The organism is Amycolatopsis ponsaeliensis (assembly GCF_030182635.1).
In the GTDB taxonomy this organism is placed as follows: Bacteria; Actinomycetota; Actinomycetes; order Mycobacteriales; family Pseudonocardiaceae; genus Amycolatopsis; species Amycolatopsis ponsaeliensis.
Genome location: NZ_JAPZLD010000015.1, coordinates 112,387 through 127,600 on the forward strand (window position 1 = coordinate 112,387; position 15,214 = coordinate 127,600).

The window sequence follows — 15,214 nt, forward strand, 5'->3', positions numbered from 1 at the left end:
GGATGCGCCGGGTCTACGTCGTCACGCATCCGGAGGCCACGCACCACGTCGAAGGCCGGGTCGGCGGCTGGTTCGACTCCGCGCTCACGGCTCGCGGCCGCCTGCACGCGGGGGCGGTCGCGGCCCGGCTGCACGACCTCGTCCCCCGTGCGGCGCGGATCGCGCTGTACAGCTCCGACCTGCGCCGCACGGTCGAGACCGCGGCGCCGATCGCGAGCCTCTTCGGGGTCGAGCCCACGCTCGTGCACGACCTGCGGGAGAAGTCCTACGGCGTGGCGGGCGGGCGGCCGCAGTCCTGGCTCGACGAGCGGTTCGTGCCGCCCCCGGCCACCGGTGAGCGGCTCGACCACGACGAGGGCATCGAGGGCGCCGAGACCAAGCTCGAGTGGGTGACCCGCGTGTACCGCGCGATGGACCGCATCCGCTCCGCCGGCGAGGAGCACCCGGTGGTCGTCACCCACGGCGGCTCGCTGAGCTGGGTCGTCGCGGCGTCGCTCGGGCTGCCGGTCGCCGCCTGCGCGTACGCCTCGTTCCGGGCGAGCGCCGGCGGCATCACCGTGCTCCACGAGGACGACCGCTTCCGCAATCGGACACTGCACACGCTGAACGACACGAGCCACCTGATCGGATGACCCGCTATTCTCGCCGTCACCACGATCACTGGAGCGGCGGATGAGTGAAGACGAGTACGCGCGGCGCGGCATCGACCTCGACAAGCCGAACCCCGCGCGCGTGTACGACTACATCCTCGGCGGCCGGCTCAACTACGCCGTCGACCGGATGTTCGCCGACCAGGTGCTGGCCGCCCAGCCGAACGCGCGGGAGCGCGCGCAGCTGAACCGGCAGTGGCTGCGCCGAGCGATCCGGTTCGGGATGGACCAGGGCATCCGGCAGTTCCTCGACATCGGCTCGGGCATGCCGACCGTCGGTCACGTTCACGAAGTCGCGCACGGGATCGACCCGACCGCGCGCGTCGTCTACGTCGACAACGAGCCCGTCGCCGTGGCGCACAGCGAGATCGTGCTGGAGGACAACGAGAACGCGGTGATGGTGCACGCCGACGCCGAGTTCCCGGACGACGTCCTCGAGCACGAGACCACCGAGATGATGCTCGACCTCGACCAGCCGGTGATGGTCGTGATGGCGCTGTTCGTGCACTTCATCCCGGACGACCGAGACCCGGCCCGGTTGATCGCCGCCTACCGCGACGCGCTCGCGCCCGGCAGCTACCTGGCGATGTCGTCGGCGACCCCGGAGCAGCAGAGCGACGGCACCGCCCGCGCCGTCGCGATGTACCAGAAGAGCGCGAACCCGGTGACGCCTCGCACGGCCGACGAGCTGCGCGCGCTCGTGGACGGCTTCGAGATCCTCGACCCGGGCATCGTCTTCATCCCGGAGTGGCGGCCCGACGAGGGCGTACCGGAGAACCCGGCCGAGTGCGGCGGGCTGGCGCTGGTGGCGCGCAAGAACTAAGCGACGCCGACCAGCTCCGGCGCCACCCGCGTCTTCGGCACCAGCCCGGCCAGCAGCACGCCCGTCAGCGCGGCGAACGCCGCCACGGCGAACGTCGCGCGGAAGCCGAACAGTGACGGGACGGACAGGCCGCCGACGGTGATCGTCAGCTGGGCGAGCATCGCCGCCATCACCGCGCTCGAAATCGCCGTGCCGACCGAACGCATCAGGGAGTTCAGGCCGTTCGCGGACGCCGTTTCGGTGACCGGCACCGAGCCCATGATCGACGCCGGCATCGCCGCGTACGCGATCCCGACGCCCGCGCCGATGATCACCGACGCCGTGATCAGCTCGGCGGAGTTGTCCATCAGCACGATCGCGAACAGGTACCCGAAGGCGATCACCAGCGCGCCGGTCATCAGCGTCGGGCGCGGGCCGAACCGGGTGATGAGCCGCGCCGAGACCGGCGAGAGCAGCATCATCACGAGGCCGTTCGGCGCCAGGGACAGTCCGGACTCGACCATCGTCTGACCCAGCCCGTAGCCGGTCGACGCCGACGCCTGCAGCAGCTGCGGGAACGACAGCGCCATGGCGTACATCGAGAACCCGACCATGATCGACGCCAGGTTCGTGAACAGCACCGGGCGGCGGGCGGACACGCGCAGGTCCACCAGCGGGTCGCGCCGCCGCAGCTGGTAGGTGCCCCAGCCGGCCAGGATGACGACGGCCGCGGCGGCGAACCCGAGCGTCGGCGTGCTGGTCCAGCCCCACGTGGCCCCCTTGACCACCGGCAGCAGCAGGCAGACCAGGCCGGCGGCCAGCCCGAGCGCGCCGAAGTAGTCGAACGGCGCGGGGGTGCGAAGCGGCGACTCCGGCACGAACTTGACGATCAGCAGCGCGAAGAGCAGCCCGAGGCCGGCGGACATCCAGAAGAGCACGTGCCAGTCGGCGTTCTCGGCGACGACGGCCGCGACCGGCAACCCGATCGCGCCGCCCACCCCGAGCGTCGCGCTCATCAGGGAGATCGCGCCGCCGACGCGTTCCGGCGGGAGCTCGTCGCGCATGATGCTGATGCCGAGCGGGATGACGCCCATCGCGCAGCCCTGCAGCCCGCGGCCGACGATGTGGAACGCGAGCTCGCTCGTCGTCGCCGAGACGACCGAACCGGCGATGAGCAGCGCGAGGCTGACGAGGATCATCCGCCGTTTGCCGTAGAGGTCGCCGAGCCGTCCGCTGACCGGGGTGATGACGGCCGCGGCCAGCAGCGTCACGGTGACGACCCAGGACGCGTCGGCCGCCGAGGCGTTCAGCAGCCGCGGGAACACCGGGATGAGCGGCACGACCAGCGTCTGCATGAACGAAGCGACCAGCCCGCACGAGGCGAGCACCACGACGATCGCGCGACCGGACCCTTCGGGTCGGGACACCAGCACACCCCCGGTGTGTAGTTAGTACGCATCATGCAACTTCATGCACTGTACCTACGCCCCGGGGGTTTTCCGCTCGATTGGTGCTCTCGTCACAGCCAGGTGCGCACGCCTCCGTGGCCGGAGCACGTGCCGGAGCGGTGCTGGCTGTAGCTGTAGGAGCCGTCCTTGCAAATCGCGGTCGCTCCGGACGGGTTGTCGCTGGGGCGGTGGACGCAGTTGCCGGAAGAGTTCACGTAGTAGTCGGCGCCGCACTCGGCCGGCTTCGGCGCGGCCTGCGCGGTGGTCTTCGGTGCCGCCTTGGGCTTGGCGGCGGTCGTCTTCGGTGCGACGGCCTGCGCCTGGGTCGGTGTGGTGGTGACGACCGGCGCATCGGACGTGGGTGGTGCGGTCGTGACCGGAACGGAATACGTGGGCGTCGAATACGTCGACGTCGGAGTATCGAGGACTCCGACGCTCCCGGCGTCCTTCGGCGGCACAGCGCCGACGCCGCAGCCCGCGACCAGCAGGCCCGCAGCCAGGATCAACCCCAGTTTCTTGCTCACGAAGACTCCTTAGCCATGGCAATCAATGCCGCGAAGTCGCGCACCACGGAGTGTTTGTTACGCCGCCTAGACTCGGCGCATGTCCTGGTTGCGGCGATGGGCACCCGAACTCGCGGTCACCGTCGCGGTGCTCGTCGGTTCGCTGTTCGCCGTCCTGAACGACGGCGCGAAGCCCGCCCACCACGCCGCGCTCGGCTGGGTCCTCACCGTTCTCGGCTGCGCCGCGGTCTTCTTCCGGCGGAAGTACCCGCTGAGCGTTGCTGGGTTAACGCTCGTTTGCTGCGCCCTCTACTACCCGCTCACCGATCCCGACGGCCTCGTCCTGCTGGCTTTCGCCTACACCCTCTACAACGCCGCCGCGGCCGGGCGGATCCGCGGGGCCGCGCTGCTCGTCGTCGCCGCGATGGCGGGCGTCACCGCCGGAGAGATCAGCTCGCGCAGCGGACGGCACGTCGACAACTTCGCCTTCTTCCTGATGACCGGCTGGTTCGTCGCGCTCGTCGCCGGGGGTGCGGTCGCGCACTATCGCGCCGAGGCTGAGCGCACAAAGGAGGCGGAGGCCCGGACGCGCGCGACCGACGAGCGGCTGCGCATCGCCCGCGAACTGCACGACGTCCTCGGTCACCACCTCGCGCTGATCAACGTCCAGGCCGGCGCCGCGCTGCACCGCCGTGACCCCGCGCAGGCCGAGGAAGCCCTCGGCACCATCAAGGACGCCAGCAAGACCGCGCTCCAGGAGCTGCGCGCGACGCTCGGCATGCTCCGCCAGACCGAGCCCAGTCTGTCGCGGGTGGCAGAGCTGGCCGAGTCGGTCGGCGCGTCCGGGCTGACCGTGCGCACCGAGATCGACGGCGTCGCCCGGGACCTGCCGCCGGACGTCGAGCACGCCGCGTTCCGCGTGGTGCAGGAAGCGCTGACGAACGTCGCGAAGCACGCGGGCGCGAAGACTGTCGTCGTCCGGCTCGGCTACGGCGCCGACGCGCTGTCCGTGCAGGTCGACGACGACGGCCGTGGAGGAGATGCCCCGCCGGGCACCGGGATCCGCGGCATGGCCGAACGCGCGCGGGCGCTCGGCGGCGAACTGACCGCGGCACCGCGCGAGGGCGGCGGTTACCGCGTGCGCGCCCGGCTGCCGGTGCGATGATGACCCGATGATCCGGGTCCTGCTCGTCGACGACCAGCGGCTGGTCCGCGCCGGCTTCCGGTCCATTTTGGACGGCGAGGACGACATCGACGTCGTCGCGGAAGCCGCCGACGGCCGCGAAGCCCTGCAGGCCGCGCACGACCACCGCCCGGACGTCGTGCTGATGGACATCCGGATGCCGGTGCTCGACGGCCTCGCCGCCACGCGGCACCTGCTCGAAGACCCTTCGCTGAGCGGCACGAAGGTCGTCATCCTCACGACGTTCGACCTCGACGAAGACGTCTACGGCGCCCTGCGCGCGGGCGCGAGCGGGTTCCTGGTCAAGGACACCGAGCCCGAAGAGCTGATCCACGCCGTGCGCGTGGTCGCCCGAGGTGACGCGCTGCTGGCGCCGTCGATCACCCGGCGGCTGATCTCGGAGTTCGCCGCGCGCGTCACGCGCCCGTCGCCGGCTCCGGCATTGGACCGGCTGACCGACCGCGAGCGCGAGGTGCTTTCCCTGGTCGCAGCCGGCTTGTCGAACGACGAGATCGCGCGCGAGCTCACACTCAGCCCGGCGACGGCGAAGACGCACGTCAGCCGCATCATGACCAAGACCGGTACGCACGACCGCGCGCAGCTCGTCGTCCTCGCCTACGAGTCCGGCGCGGTGACGCCGCGATGGCTCACCCCCTAGCCGTACTCCCCCAGGGGTACGGGAAACGCCTTAAGGGACACCGCCGGGAGCAAGTCAAGTGTCCTCCGCTGCGCGACGCGGAGTAGTGCCCTCGCGGCGAATCCTTGTCCCCCATGGACACCATCACTCGCCCCACCGGGGGACGGCTGGCCCGGCTGGCCGGCTGGGCGCAGCACCACCGGTGGCTCGCCGTCGCACTCTGGGCCCTGGTCCTCATCGGCGTCACGTTCACCTCCCGCCTCACCGGCAGCGCGTTCCACGACGACAACTCGCTGCCCGGCACCGAGTCCCAGCAGGTCGTCGACCTCCTGAAGAACACCGCACAGTCCGGCGCGAGCGCGCAGATCGTGTTCAAGGAGGACAACGGGCTCGCCACGCAGCGTGCCGCGGTCGAAAACACTCTGGGAAATGTCCGATTGCAGCCGCACGTGCGGTCGGTGACCGGGCCGTTCGAGACGCTCTCGCCCGACGGCCGGATCGGCTACGCCACCGTCACCTTCGACGTGCCCTCGACCGACCTCCCGTACGACGACATCGTGAAGTTCGCCGACACCGCGAAGCAGGCCGGGCCGGTCGAAGTTGCTCTGGCGGGCGACCCCATCGAGCGCATCTCGGAAGGTGGTGGCCCCGCGGAAGGCGTCGGCCTGCTCGCGGCCCTGGTCATCCTCGTGTTCCTGTTCCGCTCACTGCTCGCGGCCGGGCTGCCGGTGCTCACCGCGGTGTTCGCCGTCGGCAGCACGCTGGGCGTGATCACGGTCGTCTCGCACTTCGTCGACATCGCGAGCTACACCGCGCCGCTGATGATGCTGGTCGGGTTCGGGGTGGGCGTCGACTACGCGTTGCTGATCTTCTCCCGGTACCGCGGCGAGATCCTGGCCGGGTACGACCGTGACACGGCCGCCCGCCGGGCGCTCGATACGGCCGGGCGCTCAGTGCTGTTCGCCGGGACGACGGTGATCATCGCGCTGCTCGGCCTCCTCGCACTCGGGCTCGGCGGGCTGCGCGGGGTGGCTCTGGCCGTCGCACTCACCGTGTTGATGACCATGCTCGCGTCGGTGACGCTCCTGCCCGCGCTGCTGTCGCTGTTCGGCAAGCGGCTCGAACGCGGCATCCGCCGGCACGCCGCACACCGCGATCACGACAAGGCGTGGCGACGGCTCGCCGACGGCGTCCAGCGACGTCCGCTGGCGCCGCTCGCGATCGGCCTGGCCCTCCTCATCGGGCTGTCGATCCCCGCCGCGGGAATGCGCCTCGGGTTCGCCGACGCGAGCACCGACCCGGCGGGCTCGACAACGCGGCAGGCGTACGACCTGCTGGCCGAGGGCTTCGGGCCGGGATTCAGCGGCCCGCTCGCGCTCGTCACGGAAGACGGCGATCCAGTCGCGCTGCAGCAACGGCTCGCCGTGACGCCGGGGATCGCGCGGGTGCTGCCGCCGATGGGCCCGACCGTCCTCGTCTTCCCCACGACGTCACCCCAGGACGCGGCGACGGCCGAACTGGTGACGCGCCTGCGGACCGACGTCCTGCCGGTCCTGCCCGGGCACTACCTGGTCGGCGGTTCGGTCGCGGCCGCGACGGACTTCGCCGACGCCGTCGCCGACCGGCTGCCGCTGTTCGTGCTGGTCGTCGTCGGGCTGTCCGCGCTACTGCTGATGGTCGTCTTCCGGTCGATCCTCATCCCGCTCAAGGCCGCGCTGCTGAACCTGCTGAGCATCGGCGCTTCGCTGGGTGTCATGACGCTGGTGTTCGGCGACGGCTGGTTCGGCGCGCAGCCCGGCCCGATCGAGGCGTTCGTGCCGGTGATGATCTTCGCGATCGTGTTCGGGCTGTCGATGGACTACGAGGTGTTCCTCGTGTCGCGCATGCACGAGGAATGGCGGCGCACCGGCGACGCGCGGCTCGCGGTGCGCGAGGGCCTCGCGTCGACCGGCGGCGTGATCACCGCGGCCGGCGCGATCATGGTGCTGGTGTTCGGCGCGTTCCTGCTCGACCCGTCGCGGATGCTCGCGCAGTTCGGCCTCGGGCTGGCAGTCGCGGTGTTGCTGGACGCGCTGGTGATCCGCTGCCTGCTCGTCCCGGCGATCATGCGGCTGCTCGGGGAGCGCGCGTGGTGGCTGCCGCGGTGGCTGGACCGCCGGCTCCCGCACGTCGCGCTGGAGCCCTAACTCCCCCACCCGGTCGGCGTCTCGGACAGCCGGAAGTCCAGGCTTCCGCCGTGCAGGAACGAGGCGTCGACCTTCCAGTCGCGCTGCGGCCTGCCGTTCCGGCGGACGTCGGCCACATACTTTCCGCTCCCCGACGTCGTGATCCGGATCGGCGCGCCGCCCGCCGGCCGGATCACGGCGGCCGGGAACAGCGGGCTCGACAGCAGCAGCTCACCCGAGCCCGGCGTCCGCGGGTAGATCCCGAGTGCCGCGAAGACGTACCAGGCGGACATCGTGCCGAGGTCGTCGTTGCCGGGCAGCCCGGACGGTCCGGTCGTGTAGACGGAGTTCACCAGCTGCCGCACGGTCTCCTGCGTCTTCCACGGCTGCCCGAGCTCGTTGTACAGCCACGGCGCGTGGATGTCGGGCTCGTTGGTCGGGTCGTACTTGAGCGGGCCGCCGCCCTTGAGTTGCCAGTTGCCGTTCGCGTCGTGGAAGAAGCCGTCGAGCCGCGTGATGGCGTTCGCCTTGCCGCCCATCGCGTCGGCGAGCCCGGAGACGTCCTGCGGGACCATCCAGGTGTACGCGGCCGCGCTGCCCTGGGCGAAGCCGCGGTCGCTCGCCGGGTCGAACGGCGTCACCCAGCTGCCGTCGACGTTGCGGGCCTGTGTGTACCCGGTGCCCGGGTTGAATACGTTTAGCCAGTAAGCCCCCCGGGCGCGCAGCTCCGCGGCTTCGCGAGTGCGGCCGAGTTGTTCTGCGAAATGTCCGATTGCAGAGTCGGCGACCGCGTCTTCCAGGGTCTCGGCGGCGCCGCCCCAGCAGTGGCAGACGTCGTTGGGCGCGTAGTGGGACGCCAGGTACTGCGCGAGGTTGGGCCGCTGGCCGACGCACTGGCCCGGGCAGCCGCCGTCCTGCAGGCCCTCCGGGCGCGGGACTGTCGCCTGCTTGTACAGCGAGTCGAACGCGCCGCGGTAGTCGAAGTTGCGGACGCCCATGGCGTAGAAGGTCGCGATCGTCGCTGCCGACGGGTCGCCGGTCATGACGTGCGCCGCGCCGTTGACGTGCACCCAGCGGTCCCAGACGCCGTCGTTCTGCTTCGCGTAGTTGTACAGCGACTGCGCGAAGTTCCCGGCGACGCGCGGTTCGAGCAGGGCCAGCAGCTGGATCTGCGCGCGGTACTGGTCCCAGCCGGAGAAGTTGGAGTACTGCGCGTCCTGGCCGCGTTCGACGCGGTGGGGTTTGCGGTCCATCCCCAGGTACTGGCCGTCGACATCGCTGACGAGGTTGGGTTGCTGCAGGCTGTGGTAGAGCGCGGTGGTGAGGACGATCCGCTGGTTGGCCGTGCCGCCCTGGACGTCGACGCGGCTCAGTTCGGCGTTCCAGGATTTCTTGGTCTTGTCCGCGACGCTGTCCACGGTGGACTTCGCTGACTGCTCGACCTGGAGGTTGCGTTCCGCGCCTTCGAGCGAGACGTAGGAGATCGCGATCCGCATGGTCACCTTGCTGCCGGGCGCGAAGGTGACGTAACCGCCGGAGCCGCGTCCGGCCCGGTCCTTTCCGGTGGCATAACCCTCACCGCCGGTCTGGTCGGTGCCGCCCGGCTGCAGGGTCGCGTCCTTCCACGTCCCGGTGCCGACGACGGGCTGGTCGAACCGCGCGGTGAAGTACAGGCGGTAGTAGGACTTGCGGTTGTTGACGCCGCCGTTCGCTCGGCGGCCGCAGAACGCGCCGGTGAGGACGGAGCCGGTGACCTTGCGGTTCGCCGCGTCGAGGTGGGTCTCGGCGTCTTCGCTGCCGTTGAGGGAGTTCGACGTGCGGAAGAGCAGGCTGGCGGGCTTGTCCGCGGGGTACTGCAGAGTGCCGATCGCGGTGCGTTCGGTGGTCGCGACATCAGTCGTCACGGCGTTGGCCAGGTCGAGACGGTACCGTCCCGGCGTTGCTGCTTCGTCGGCGTGGCTGAAGTTGCTCGCGTAGATCGCGTCGGTGGTGTCGGCGGTCGGCGATGAGGTGACGTCGCCGGCGAACGGCAGGATCGGGACGTCACCGGCGGCACCGGGGTTGCAACCGGCGCCGTTAACGTGCGTTAGCGCGAAGCCGCGGATCCGGGTGGCGTCGTACTGGTAGCCGTTGGCGGCACCGGTGCTGGTCTGGTCCCCGCGCGTACTGGTCGGGCTCCACGCGAGCATTCCGAACGGCGCGGTGGCCCCGGGATAGGTGTTGCCGTCCCCGGCCGAGCCGATCAGCGGGTCGACGTAGTCGGCGGGACTCAGGTCATCGGCGGCCGACATCGTTGTCAACGTCGAGGCAAGCAGGGCGGCGGCCAGTGCCACCGTGACGGGACGGCGCATGGGCGGAGATTAACCCGCGTTCGGTGACCGTTGGGTGGACTAGAGCAGACAAGCTGCCGGACACTTCCGCTCGGAAACCGCGGGTACGGTCAAAGCCCTTCATGGAAGGGGACCCGATGATCGCACGGACCTGGCGCGGCTGGGCGCCCGCCGCGACGGCCGACGACTACCAGCAGCACTACGAGACCGCCGTGGCGCAGCACCTGAAGAACGTGCCGGGCTTCCGGGGTGCCCGATTGCTGCGCCGACCGGACGGCACCGAGGTCGAGTTCACCTCGATCGCGTTCTTCACCGACCTCGACGCCGTACGCGGCTTCGCCGGTGAAAGCTTCGAAGACGCCGTCCTCGAAGACGACGCGCGGCGAGCGCTGAGCCGCTGGGACGACCACGTGAGCCACGCGGAGGTCGCGGTCGCCCTTTGAACGCAGTGAAGGCCACCTCGAGGAACTCGAGGTGGCCTTCACGAACCCACTGCCTATTCGTAGATCTCGCCCTTGGCGGCCTTCTCCACGAGCGAAGCCGGCGGCTCGAAGTGGTCGCCGTACCGGGCGGCCAGCTCACGCGACCGGTCGACGAAGCCCTGCAGGCCACCCTCGTACTGGTTGATGTACTGGATGACACCGCCGGTCCACGCCGGGAAGCCGATGCCGAAGATCGAGCCGATGTTGGCGTCCGCCACCGACGTCAGCACGCCTTCGTCGAAGCACTTGACCGTCTCGAGCGCCTCGGCGAACAGCATCCGCTCCTTGAGGTCCTCGAACGGGACCTCGGCCGAGCCCGACTTGAACGCGTCGCGCAGCCCCGGCCACAGCCCGGTGCGCTTGCCGTCCTCGCCGTACTCGTAGAAGCCGGCGCCCGTCGAGCGGCCCTTGCGGTCGAACTCGTCGACCATCCGGTCGATGACACCCTCCGACGCGTGCGCCTTCCAGGTGCCGCCCGCGGCTTCGATCGCCTCGCGGGTCTCCTTGCGGATCTTGCGCGGCAGGGTCAGCGTCAGCTCGTCCATCAGCTGCAGCGGCGGCGCCGGGTAGCCGGCCTGCGAACCCGCCTGCTCGATCGACGCCGGCTCGACGCCCTCGCCCAGCGCGGCGACGGCCTCGTTGATGAATGTGCCGATGACGCGCGAGGTGAAGAAGCCGCGGCTGTCGTTGACGACGATCGGGGTCTTCTTGATCTGCAGCGTGTAGTCGAAGACCTTCGCCAGCGTCGCCGGCGACGTCTTCTCGCCGCAGATGATCTCGACCAGCGGCATCTTGTCCACCGGCGAGAAGAAGTGGATCCCGATGAAGTCCTCGGTCCGCTGCACGCCCTCGGCGAGGGTGGTGATCGGCAGGGTCGAGGTGTTGGAGCCCAGCACCGCGTCGGCGTTGACGACGCTTTCGATCTCGCCGAACACCTTGTGCTTGAGCTCGACGCTCTCGAAGACGGCCTCGATGACGAAGTCGACACCCGCGAAGTCGGCCGGGTCACCGGTCGGCTTGATCTTCGCCAGCAACGCGTCCGACTTCTCCTGCGTGGTCTTGCCGCGCGAGAGGGCCTTCTGCTCGAGCTTGGCCGCGTAACCCTTGCCCTTCTCGGCCGCCTCTTGCGAGACGTCCTTGAGGACGACGTCGATGCCGGCCTTCGCCGACACGTACGCGATCGCGGCGCCCATCATCCCGGCCCCGAGAACGCCGACCTTCTTGGCCGTGTACTTCTCGAAGCCGTCCGGCCGCGAGCCGCCGGAGTTGATGGTCTGCAGGTCGAAGAAGAACGCCTTCGTCATGTTCTTCGAGACCTGGCCGGTGGCGAGGCTGATGAAGTAGCGCGTCTCGATCAGGATCGCGGTGTCGAAGTCGACCTGCGCGCCCTCGATCGCGGCGGCCAGGATCGCCCGCGGCGCCGGCATGTTCGCGCCCTTGATCTGCTTGCGCAGGTTCGCCGGGAACGCGGGCAGGTTCGCCGCGAAGCTCGGGTTCGACGGCGTGCCGCCCGGAATCTTGTAGCCCTTGACGTCCCACGGCTGGACGCCGCCCTCGGGGTTCGCCTTGATCCACGCCTTCGCGGCGGGGACGAGCTCCTCTACCGTGCCGACGAGCTCGTGCACCAGGCCGAGCTCAAGCGCCTTGGCCGGACGGTGCCGCTGACCCTGCAGCAGCACGTTCAGCAGTGCGCTCTGGATGCCCAGCAATCGGACAGTGCGCACAACACCACCGCCGCCGGGCAGCAGGCCCAGCGTCACCTCGGGCAGGCCGATCTGGCTGCCCTTGACGTCGGCGGCGATGCGGTGGTGCGTCGCCAGCGCGATCTCCAGGCCACCACCGAGCGCGGCGCCGTTGATCGCCGCGACGACCGGCTTGCCGAGCTGCTCGATCCGCCGCATCTGGCCCTTCATCAGGCCGGACGACTCGGTGAACTCAACCGCGTTCTCGGGCTTCGCCTGAATGAGGTCGTTCAGGTCGCCGCCGGCGAAGAAGGTCTTCTTGGCGGACGTGATGACGACGCCGGTGATGGAGTCCTTCTCGGCCTCCAGGCGGTCCACGGTCACGCCGAGCGACTCGCGGAAGTCGGCGTTCATCGTGTTCGCCGACTGCTTCGGGTCGTCGAGGGTCAGGGTGACGATGCCGTCGGCGTCCTGCTCCCAGCGGATGGTCTTGCTCTCAGCCATTAGTGTCCTCACACCCGCTCGATGATGGTGGCGACGCCCATGCCGCCGCCGATGCACAGGGTCACCAGGGCGCGGCGCGCCTGGCGGCGTTCGAGCTCGTCGACCACGGTGCCGACCAGCATCGCGCCGGTGGCGCCGAGCGGGTGGCCCATGGCGATCGCGCCGCCGTTGACGTTGACCTTCTCCTCGTCGAGGTGCAGGTCCTTGATCCACTTGAGCACGACGGACGCGAACGCCTCGTTGAGCTCCCACAGGTCGATGTCCTCGGGCTTGAGACCCGCGGTCTTCAGCACCTTCTCGGTGGCCGGGGTCGGGCCGGTGAGCATGATCGTCGGCTCGGAGCCGATCGACGCGGTCGCCACGATCCGGGCGCGCGGCGTCAGCCCGAAGGTCTTGCCGATCTGCTCGGAGCCGACGAGCACCAGCGCGGCGCCGTCGACGATGCCGGAGGAGTTGCCGCCGGTGTGGACGTGGTTGATCTTCTCGACCGAGTGGTACTTCTGCAGCGCGACGGCGTCGAAGCCGCCCAGCTCGCCGATGCCCGCGAAAGCCGGCTTGAGCTTGCCGAGACCCTCGACGGTGGAGCCGGGACGGCGGTGCTCGTCGTGGTCGAGGACCGTGACGCCATTGATGTCCTTGACCGGGACGACGGACTTGGCGAAGTAGCCGCCGGACCAGGCCGCCTCGGCCTTCTCCTGCGAGCGCACGGCCCACGCGTCGACGTCCTCACGCGAGAAGCCCTCGATGGTCGCGATCAGGTCGGCGCCGGTGCCCTGCGGGACGATGTAGTTGTCGTACGCGGTGGCCGGGTCCATGAAGAGCGCGCCGCCGTCGGAGCCCATCGGCACCCGCGACATCGACTCGACGCCCCCGGCGATGATCAGGTTGTCCCAGCCGGAGCGGACCTTCTGCGCGGCGGTGTTGGTGGCTTCCAGACCGGAGGCGCAGAAGCGGTTGAGCTGCACGCCCGCGACGGTCTCGGGCAGGCCGGCGTTCAGCGCGGCGGTGCGCGCGATGACCGCGCCCTGTTCACCGACCGGGGAGACGACGCCGAGTACGACGTCGTCGATCACGGCGGGGTCGAGGTTCGGGTGGCGGACCTTGAGCTCTTCGATCAGGCCGACCACCAGGTCGACCGGCTTGGTGCCGTGCAGGGCACCGCCCTTGTTCTTGCCGCGAGGCGTGCGGATCGCCTCGTAGATGTAGGCCTCGCTACTCACAGAACAACTCCTCGCGAGCGGGTGGGACGTCTTCGTACCGTGGCCGATGATACCGACCAGTAGGGCTAATGGCCATTAACATATCGCCGGATAACCCCAAGGTGTCAATGGGTTGCAGGTGTGCCGTTAGCCGCTATCGTTCTTTCACCATGACCGACTCCGTACGCAGCGTGCGACCCCGCGACCGCAAGGCCCAGCTGGCCGCGGTGGCGGCGGAGCTGTTCCGCGCCCGCGGCTTCCCGGGGGTAGGCATCAAGGACATAGCGGACGCGGCGGGCGTCACGGGGCCGGCGCTGTACCGGCATTTCGCGGACAAGCAGGCGATCCTGGCGTACGTGGTCCTGAGCGGCTTCGAGGACCTGGAGGCGGCGACGGCTTCGGCACTATCAGACTCGGTTCCTGCGTCTGACCAGCTGGAATCCCTCCTCGGCCGGCTCGCGACACAGGCCGTCGAACGCCGGGAGATCGCAGCGTTGTGGCGCTGGGAGGGGCGTCACCTGCCGAAGGAGGACCAGCGGGAGATCGCCCGCCGTTCGTCGCTGGCGCTGACGGCATGGTCGAAGGCGCTGCTGGTCCAACGGCCGGAGTTACCCGCCGAGGACGCCGAACTGCTGTGCTGGGCGGCGCTGTCGGTATTCGGCAGCGTGTCGGTCCACCACACCGCCGTGGCCCGCCGCCGCTTCGCTCAGTTACTGGTCGAACTGGCCCTCGGTGTGCTCAACGCCACACTCCCTTCGCCGGCTTCGTCGCCTTCTGCGTCGGTGGCGGGCTTGGGCACACCATCCCGCCGCGAGCAGGTCCTGGCGGCGGCGACGGGGCTGTTCGCCCAGCGAGGCTTCCACGACGTGAGCATGGAGGACATCGGAGCGGCGGCGGGCATCGCGGGCCCGAGCGTGTACCGCCACTTCCCGAGCAAGGCGGCCCTGATGGTGGCAATCGGCCACCGTGCCGCGGACCGCCTGGCGTTGGCGGCCGAGCGCGCGCTGCAGGCCCCGGACGAACACTCAGCTCTGCGCCGCTTGGCGGAGTCGTACGTGCACACGATTCTGCACACGCCGGAACTGCTGGTGTCATTCTCGGCGGACCGTGTCACGATGCCGGACCGCGACAAGGCGGATCTGCTGCGGGTGCAACGCGATTACGTCGCACAGTGGGTCACGCTGCTTTCCACAGTTCACCCTTCCCTGCCGCCGCGGGAAGCGAAGATCACCGTCCACGCGGCGCTGACCATCGCAAACGACCTCGCCCGCACTCGCCGGGTGGCCGCCCGTCCCCACTTCGCGGCGGAGCTGACGACCCTCCTGCACACGGTCCTGGACGTCGCCTGATCGGCGCACAGCGTCAGTCCCTGTCGGAACGGCCCGGAATGCGGGACAATGAAAACGGGCCGACGGGGTCCGCTCTCCCTGCGGAAGGGGAAAAGCGCGATGCAAGCAGCTCGTTCCGGCGCAGAAGACGGAATCGAATCCGAACTCCTCGACCTCGGCGGCGTCTCCCTCACCAGACTGCGCACCCTGGACGGCGGCGAACTGCGCAAGTCATTGCGGCATGCGGTGGAACGAGCTTCGCACATCCAAGTCACAGCTAGCACAGGCAACGGTGCGAAGC

The 15,214-nt window shown here is 69.9% G+C and carries 12 protein-coding genes; 7 read left to right on the plus strand and 5 right to left on the minus strand.

Annotation, left to right across the window (positions count from 1 at the left end):
* Positions 1-2: 2 nt before the first annotated feature.
* Together QQ657_RS23105 and QQ657_RS23110 are read left to right on the plus strand one after the other, a co-directional pair.
* A complete protein-coding gene (locus tag QQ657_RS23105; RefSeq protein WP_284744300.1) occupies positions 3-632 on the plus strand; it encodes a histidine phosphatase family protein in 630 nt (209 codons plus the stop codon).
* A gap of 40 nt (positions 633-672) precedes the next feature.
* Positions 673-1,473 (plus strand): SAM-dependent methyltransferase, encoded by an 801-nt coding sequence (locus tag QQ657_RS23110; protein ID WP_284744301.1) that lies wholly within the window; start codon positions 673-675, stop codon positions 1,471-1,473.
* Here the strand turns inward: QQ657_RS23110 and QQ657_RS23115 are convergent.
* Together QQ657_RS23115 and QQ657_RS23120 are read right to left on the minus strand one after the other, a co-directional pair.
* Positions 1,470-2,885, minus strand: a complete 1,416-nt coding sequence (locus QQ657_RS23115) for an MFS transporter (protein WP_284744302.1) — start codon at positions 2,883-2,885, stop codon at positions 1,470-1,472. The genes QQ657_RS23110 and QQ657_RS23115 overlap by 4 nt on opposite strands.
* Positions 2,886-2,971: 86 nt before the next feature.
* Complete coding sequence (locus QQ657_RS23120) at positions 2,972-3,424, minus strand: DUF3761 domain-containing protein (RefSeq protein WP_284744303.1); 453 nt, start codon at positions 3,422-3,424, stop codon at positions 2,972-2,974.
* 79 nt (positions 3,425-3,503) lie between these two features.
* Between QQ657_RS23120 and QQ657_RS23125 the strand changes: the two genes are divergently transcribed.
* The 3 genes from QQ657_RS23125 (at position 3,504) to QQ657_RS23135 (ending at position 7,409) form a co-directional block, all read left to right on the plus strand.
* Positions 3,504-4,568, plus strand: a complete 1,065-nt coding sequence (locus QQ657_RS23125; protein ID WP_284744304.1) for a sensor histidine kinase — start codon at positions 3,504-3,506, stop codon at positions 4,566-4,568.
* Between the two features lie 7 nt (positions 4,569-4,575).
* Entirely contained in the window at positions 4,576-5,244 is a 669-nt protein-coding gene (locus tag QQ657_RS23130; RefSeq protein WP_284744305.1) for a response regulator, read from the plus strand.
* A 113-nt stretch (positions 5,245-5,357) separates the two neighbouring features.
* Positions 5,358-7,409, plus strand: coding sequence for an MMPL family transporter (locus QQ657_RS23135; RefSeq protein ID WP_284744306.1), 2,052 nt, complete (start codon positions 5,358-5,360; stop codon positions 7,407-7,409).
* Here QQ657_RS23135 and QQ657_RS23140 read toward each other — a convergent pair.
* The gene (locus QQ657_RS23140) at positions 7,406-9,739 is read right to left on the minus strand and encodes a GH92 family glycosyl hydrolase (RefSeq protein WP_284744307.1); all 2,334 of its coding nucleotides are present in this window, start codon (positions 9,737-9,739) and stop codon (positions 7,406-7,408) included. The two genes, QQ657_RS23135 and QQ657_RS23140, sit on opposite strands and share 4 nt — an antisense overlap.
* Before the next feature lie 116 nt (positions 9,740-9,855).
* On the opposite strand from QQ657_RS23140, the gene QQ657_RS23145 reads away from it, so the two are divergent.
* On the plus strand, positions 9,856-10,161 hold the full coding sequence (locus QQ657_RS23145; RefSeq protein WP_284744308.1) for an antibiotic biosynthesis monooxygenase family protein: 306 nt from the start codon (positions 9,856-9,858) through the stop codon (positions 10,159-10,161).
* Positions 10,162-10,214: 53 nt separating this feature from the next.
* On the opposite strand, the gene QQ657_RS23150 is transcribed toward QQ657_RS23145, so the two are convergent.
* Both QQ657_RS23150 and QQ657_RS23155 read right to left on the minus strand, forming a co-directional pair.
* Complete coding sequence (locus QQ657_RS23150) at positions 10,215-12,386, minus strand: 3-hydroxyacyl-CoA dehydrogenase NAD-binding domain-containing protein (protein ID WP_284744309.1); 2,172 nt, start codon at positions 12,384-12,386, stop codon at positions 10,215-10,217.
* Between the two features lie 8 nt (positions 12,387-12,394).
* Positions 12,395-13,606, minus strand: coding sequence for an acetyl-CoA C-acetyltransferase (locus QQ657_RS23155; RefSeq protein WP_284744310.1), 1,212 nt, complete (start codon positions 13,604-13,606; stop codon positions 12,395-12,397).
* A gap of 149 nt (positions 13,607-13,755) precedes the next feature.
* On the opposite strand from QQ657_RS23155, the gene QQ657_RS23160 reads away from it, so the two are divergent.
* Complete coding sequence (locus QQ657_RS23160) at positions 13,756-14,934, plus strand: TetR/AcrR family transcriptional regulator (RefSeq protein WP_284744311.1); 1,179 nt, start codon at positions 13,756-13,758, stop codon at positions 14,932-14,934.
* Positions 14,935-15,214 lie beyond the last annotated feature (280 nt).

Bases quoted from the DNA above. Each gene is read 5' to 3' on its own strand.
- QQ657_RS23105 (WP_284744300.1), top strand. From the start codon at position 3: ATGCGCCGGGTCTACGTCGTCACGCATCCGGAGGCCACGCACCACGTC.
- QQ657_RS23110 (WP_284744301.1), top strand. From the start codon at position 673: ATGAGTGAAGACGAGTACGCGCGGCGCGGCATCGACCTCGACAAGCCG.
- QQ657_RS23125 (WP_284744304.1), top strand. From the start codon at position 3,504: ATGTCCTGGTTGCGGCGATGGGCACCCGAACTCGCGGTCACCGTCGCG.
- QQ657_RS23130 (WP_284744305.1), top strand. From the start codon at position 4,576: ATGATCCGGGTCCTGCTCGTCGACGACCAGCGGCTGGTCCGCGCCGGC.
- QQ657_RS23135 (WP_284744306.1), top strand. From the start codon at position 5,358: ATGGACACCATCACTCGCCCCACCGGGGGACGGCTGGCCCGGCTGGCC.
- QQ657_RS23140 (WP_284744307.1), bottom strand. From the start codon at position 9,739: ATGCGCCGTCCCGTCACGGTGGCACTGGCCGCCGCCCTGCTTGCCTCG.
- QQ657_RS23145 (WP_284744308.1), top strand. From the start codon at position 9,856: ATGATCGCACGGACCTGGCGCGGCTGGGCGCCCGCCGCGACGGCCGAC.
- QQ657_RS23150 (WP_284744309.1), bottom strand. From the start codon at position 12,386: ATGGCTGAGAGCAAGACCATCCGCTGGGAGCAGGACGCCGACGGCATC.
- QQ657_RS23160 (WP_284744311.1), top strand. From the start codon at position 13,756: ATGACCGACTCCGTACGCAGCGTGCGACCCCGCGACCGCAAGGCCCAG.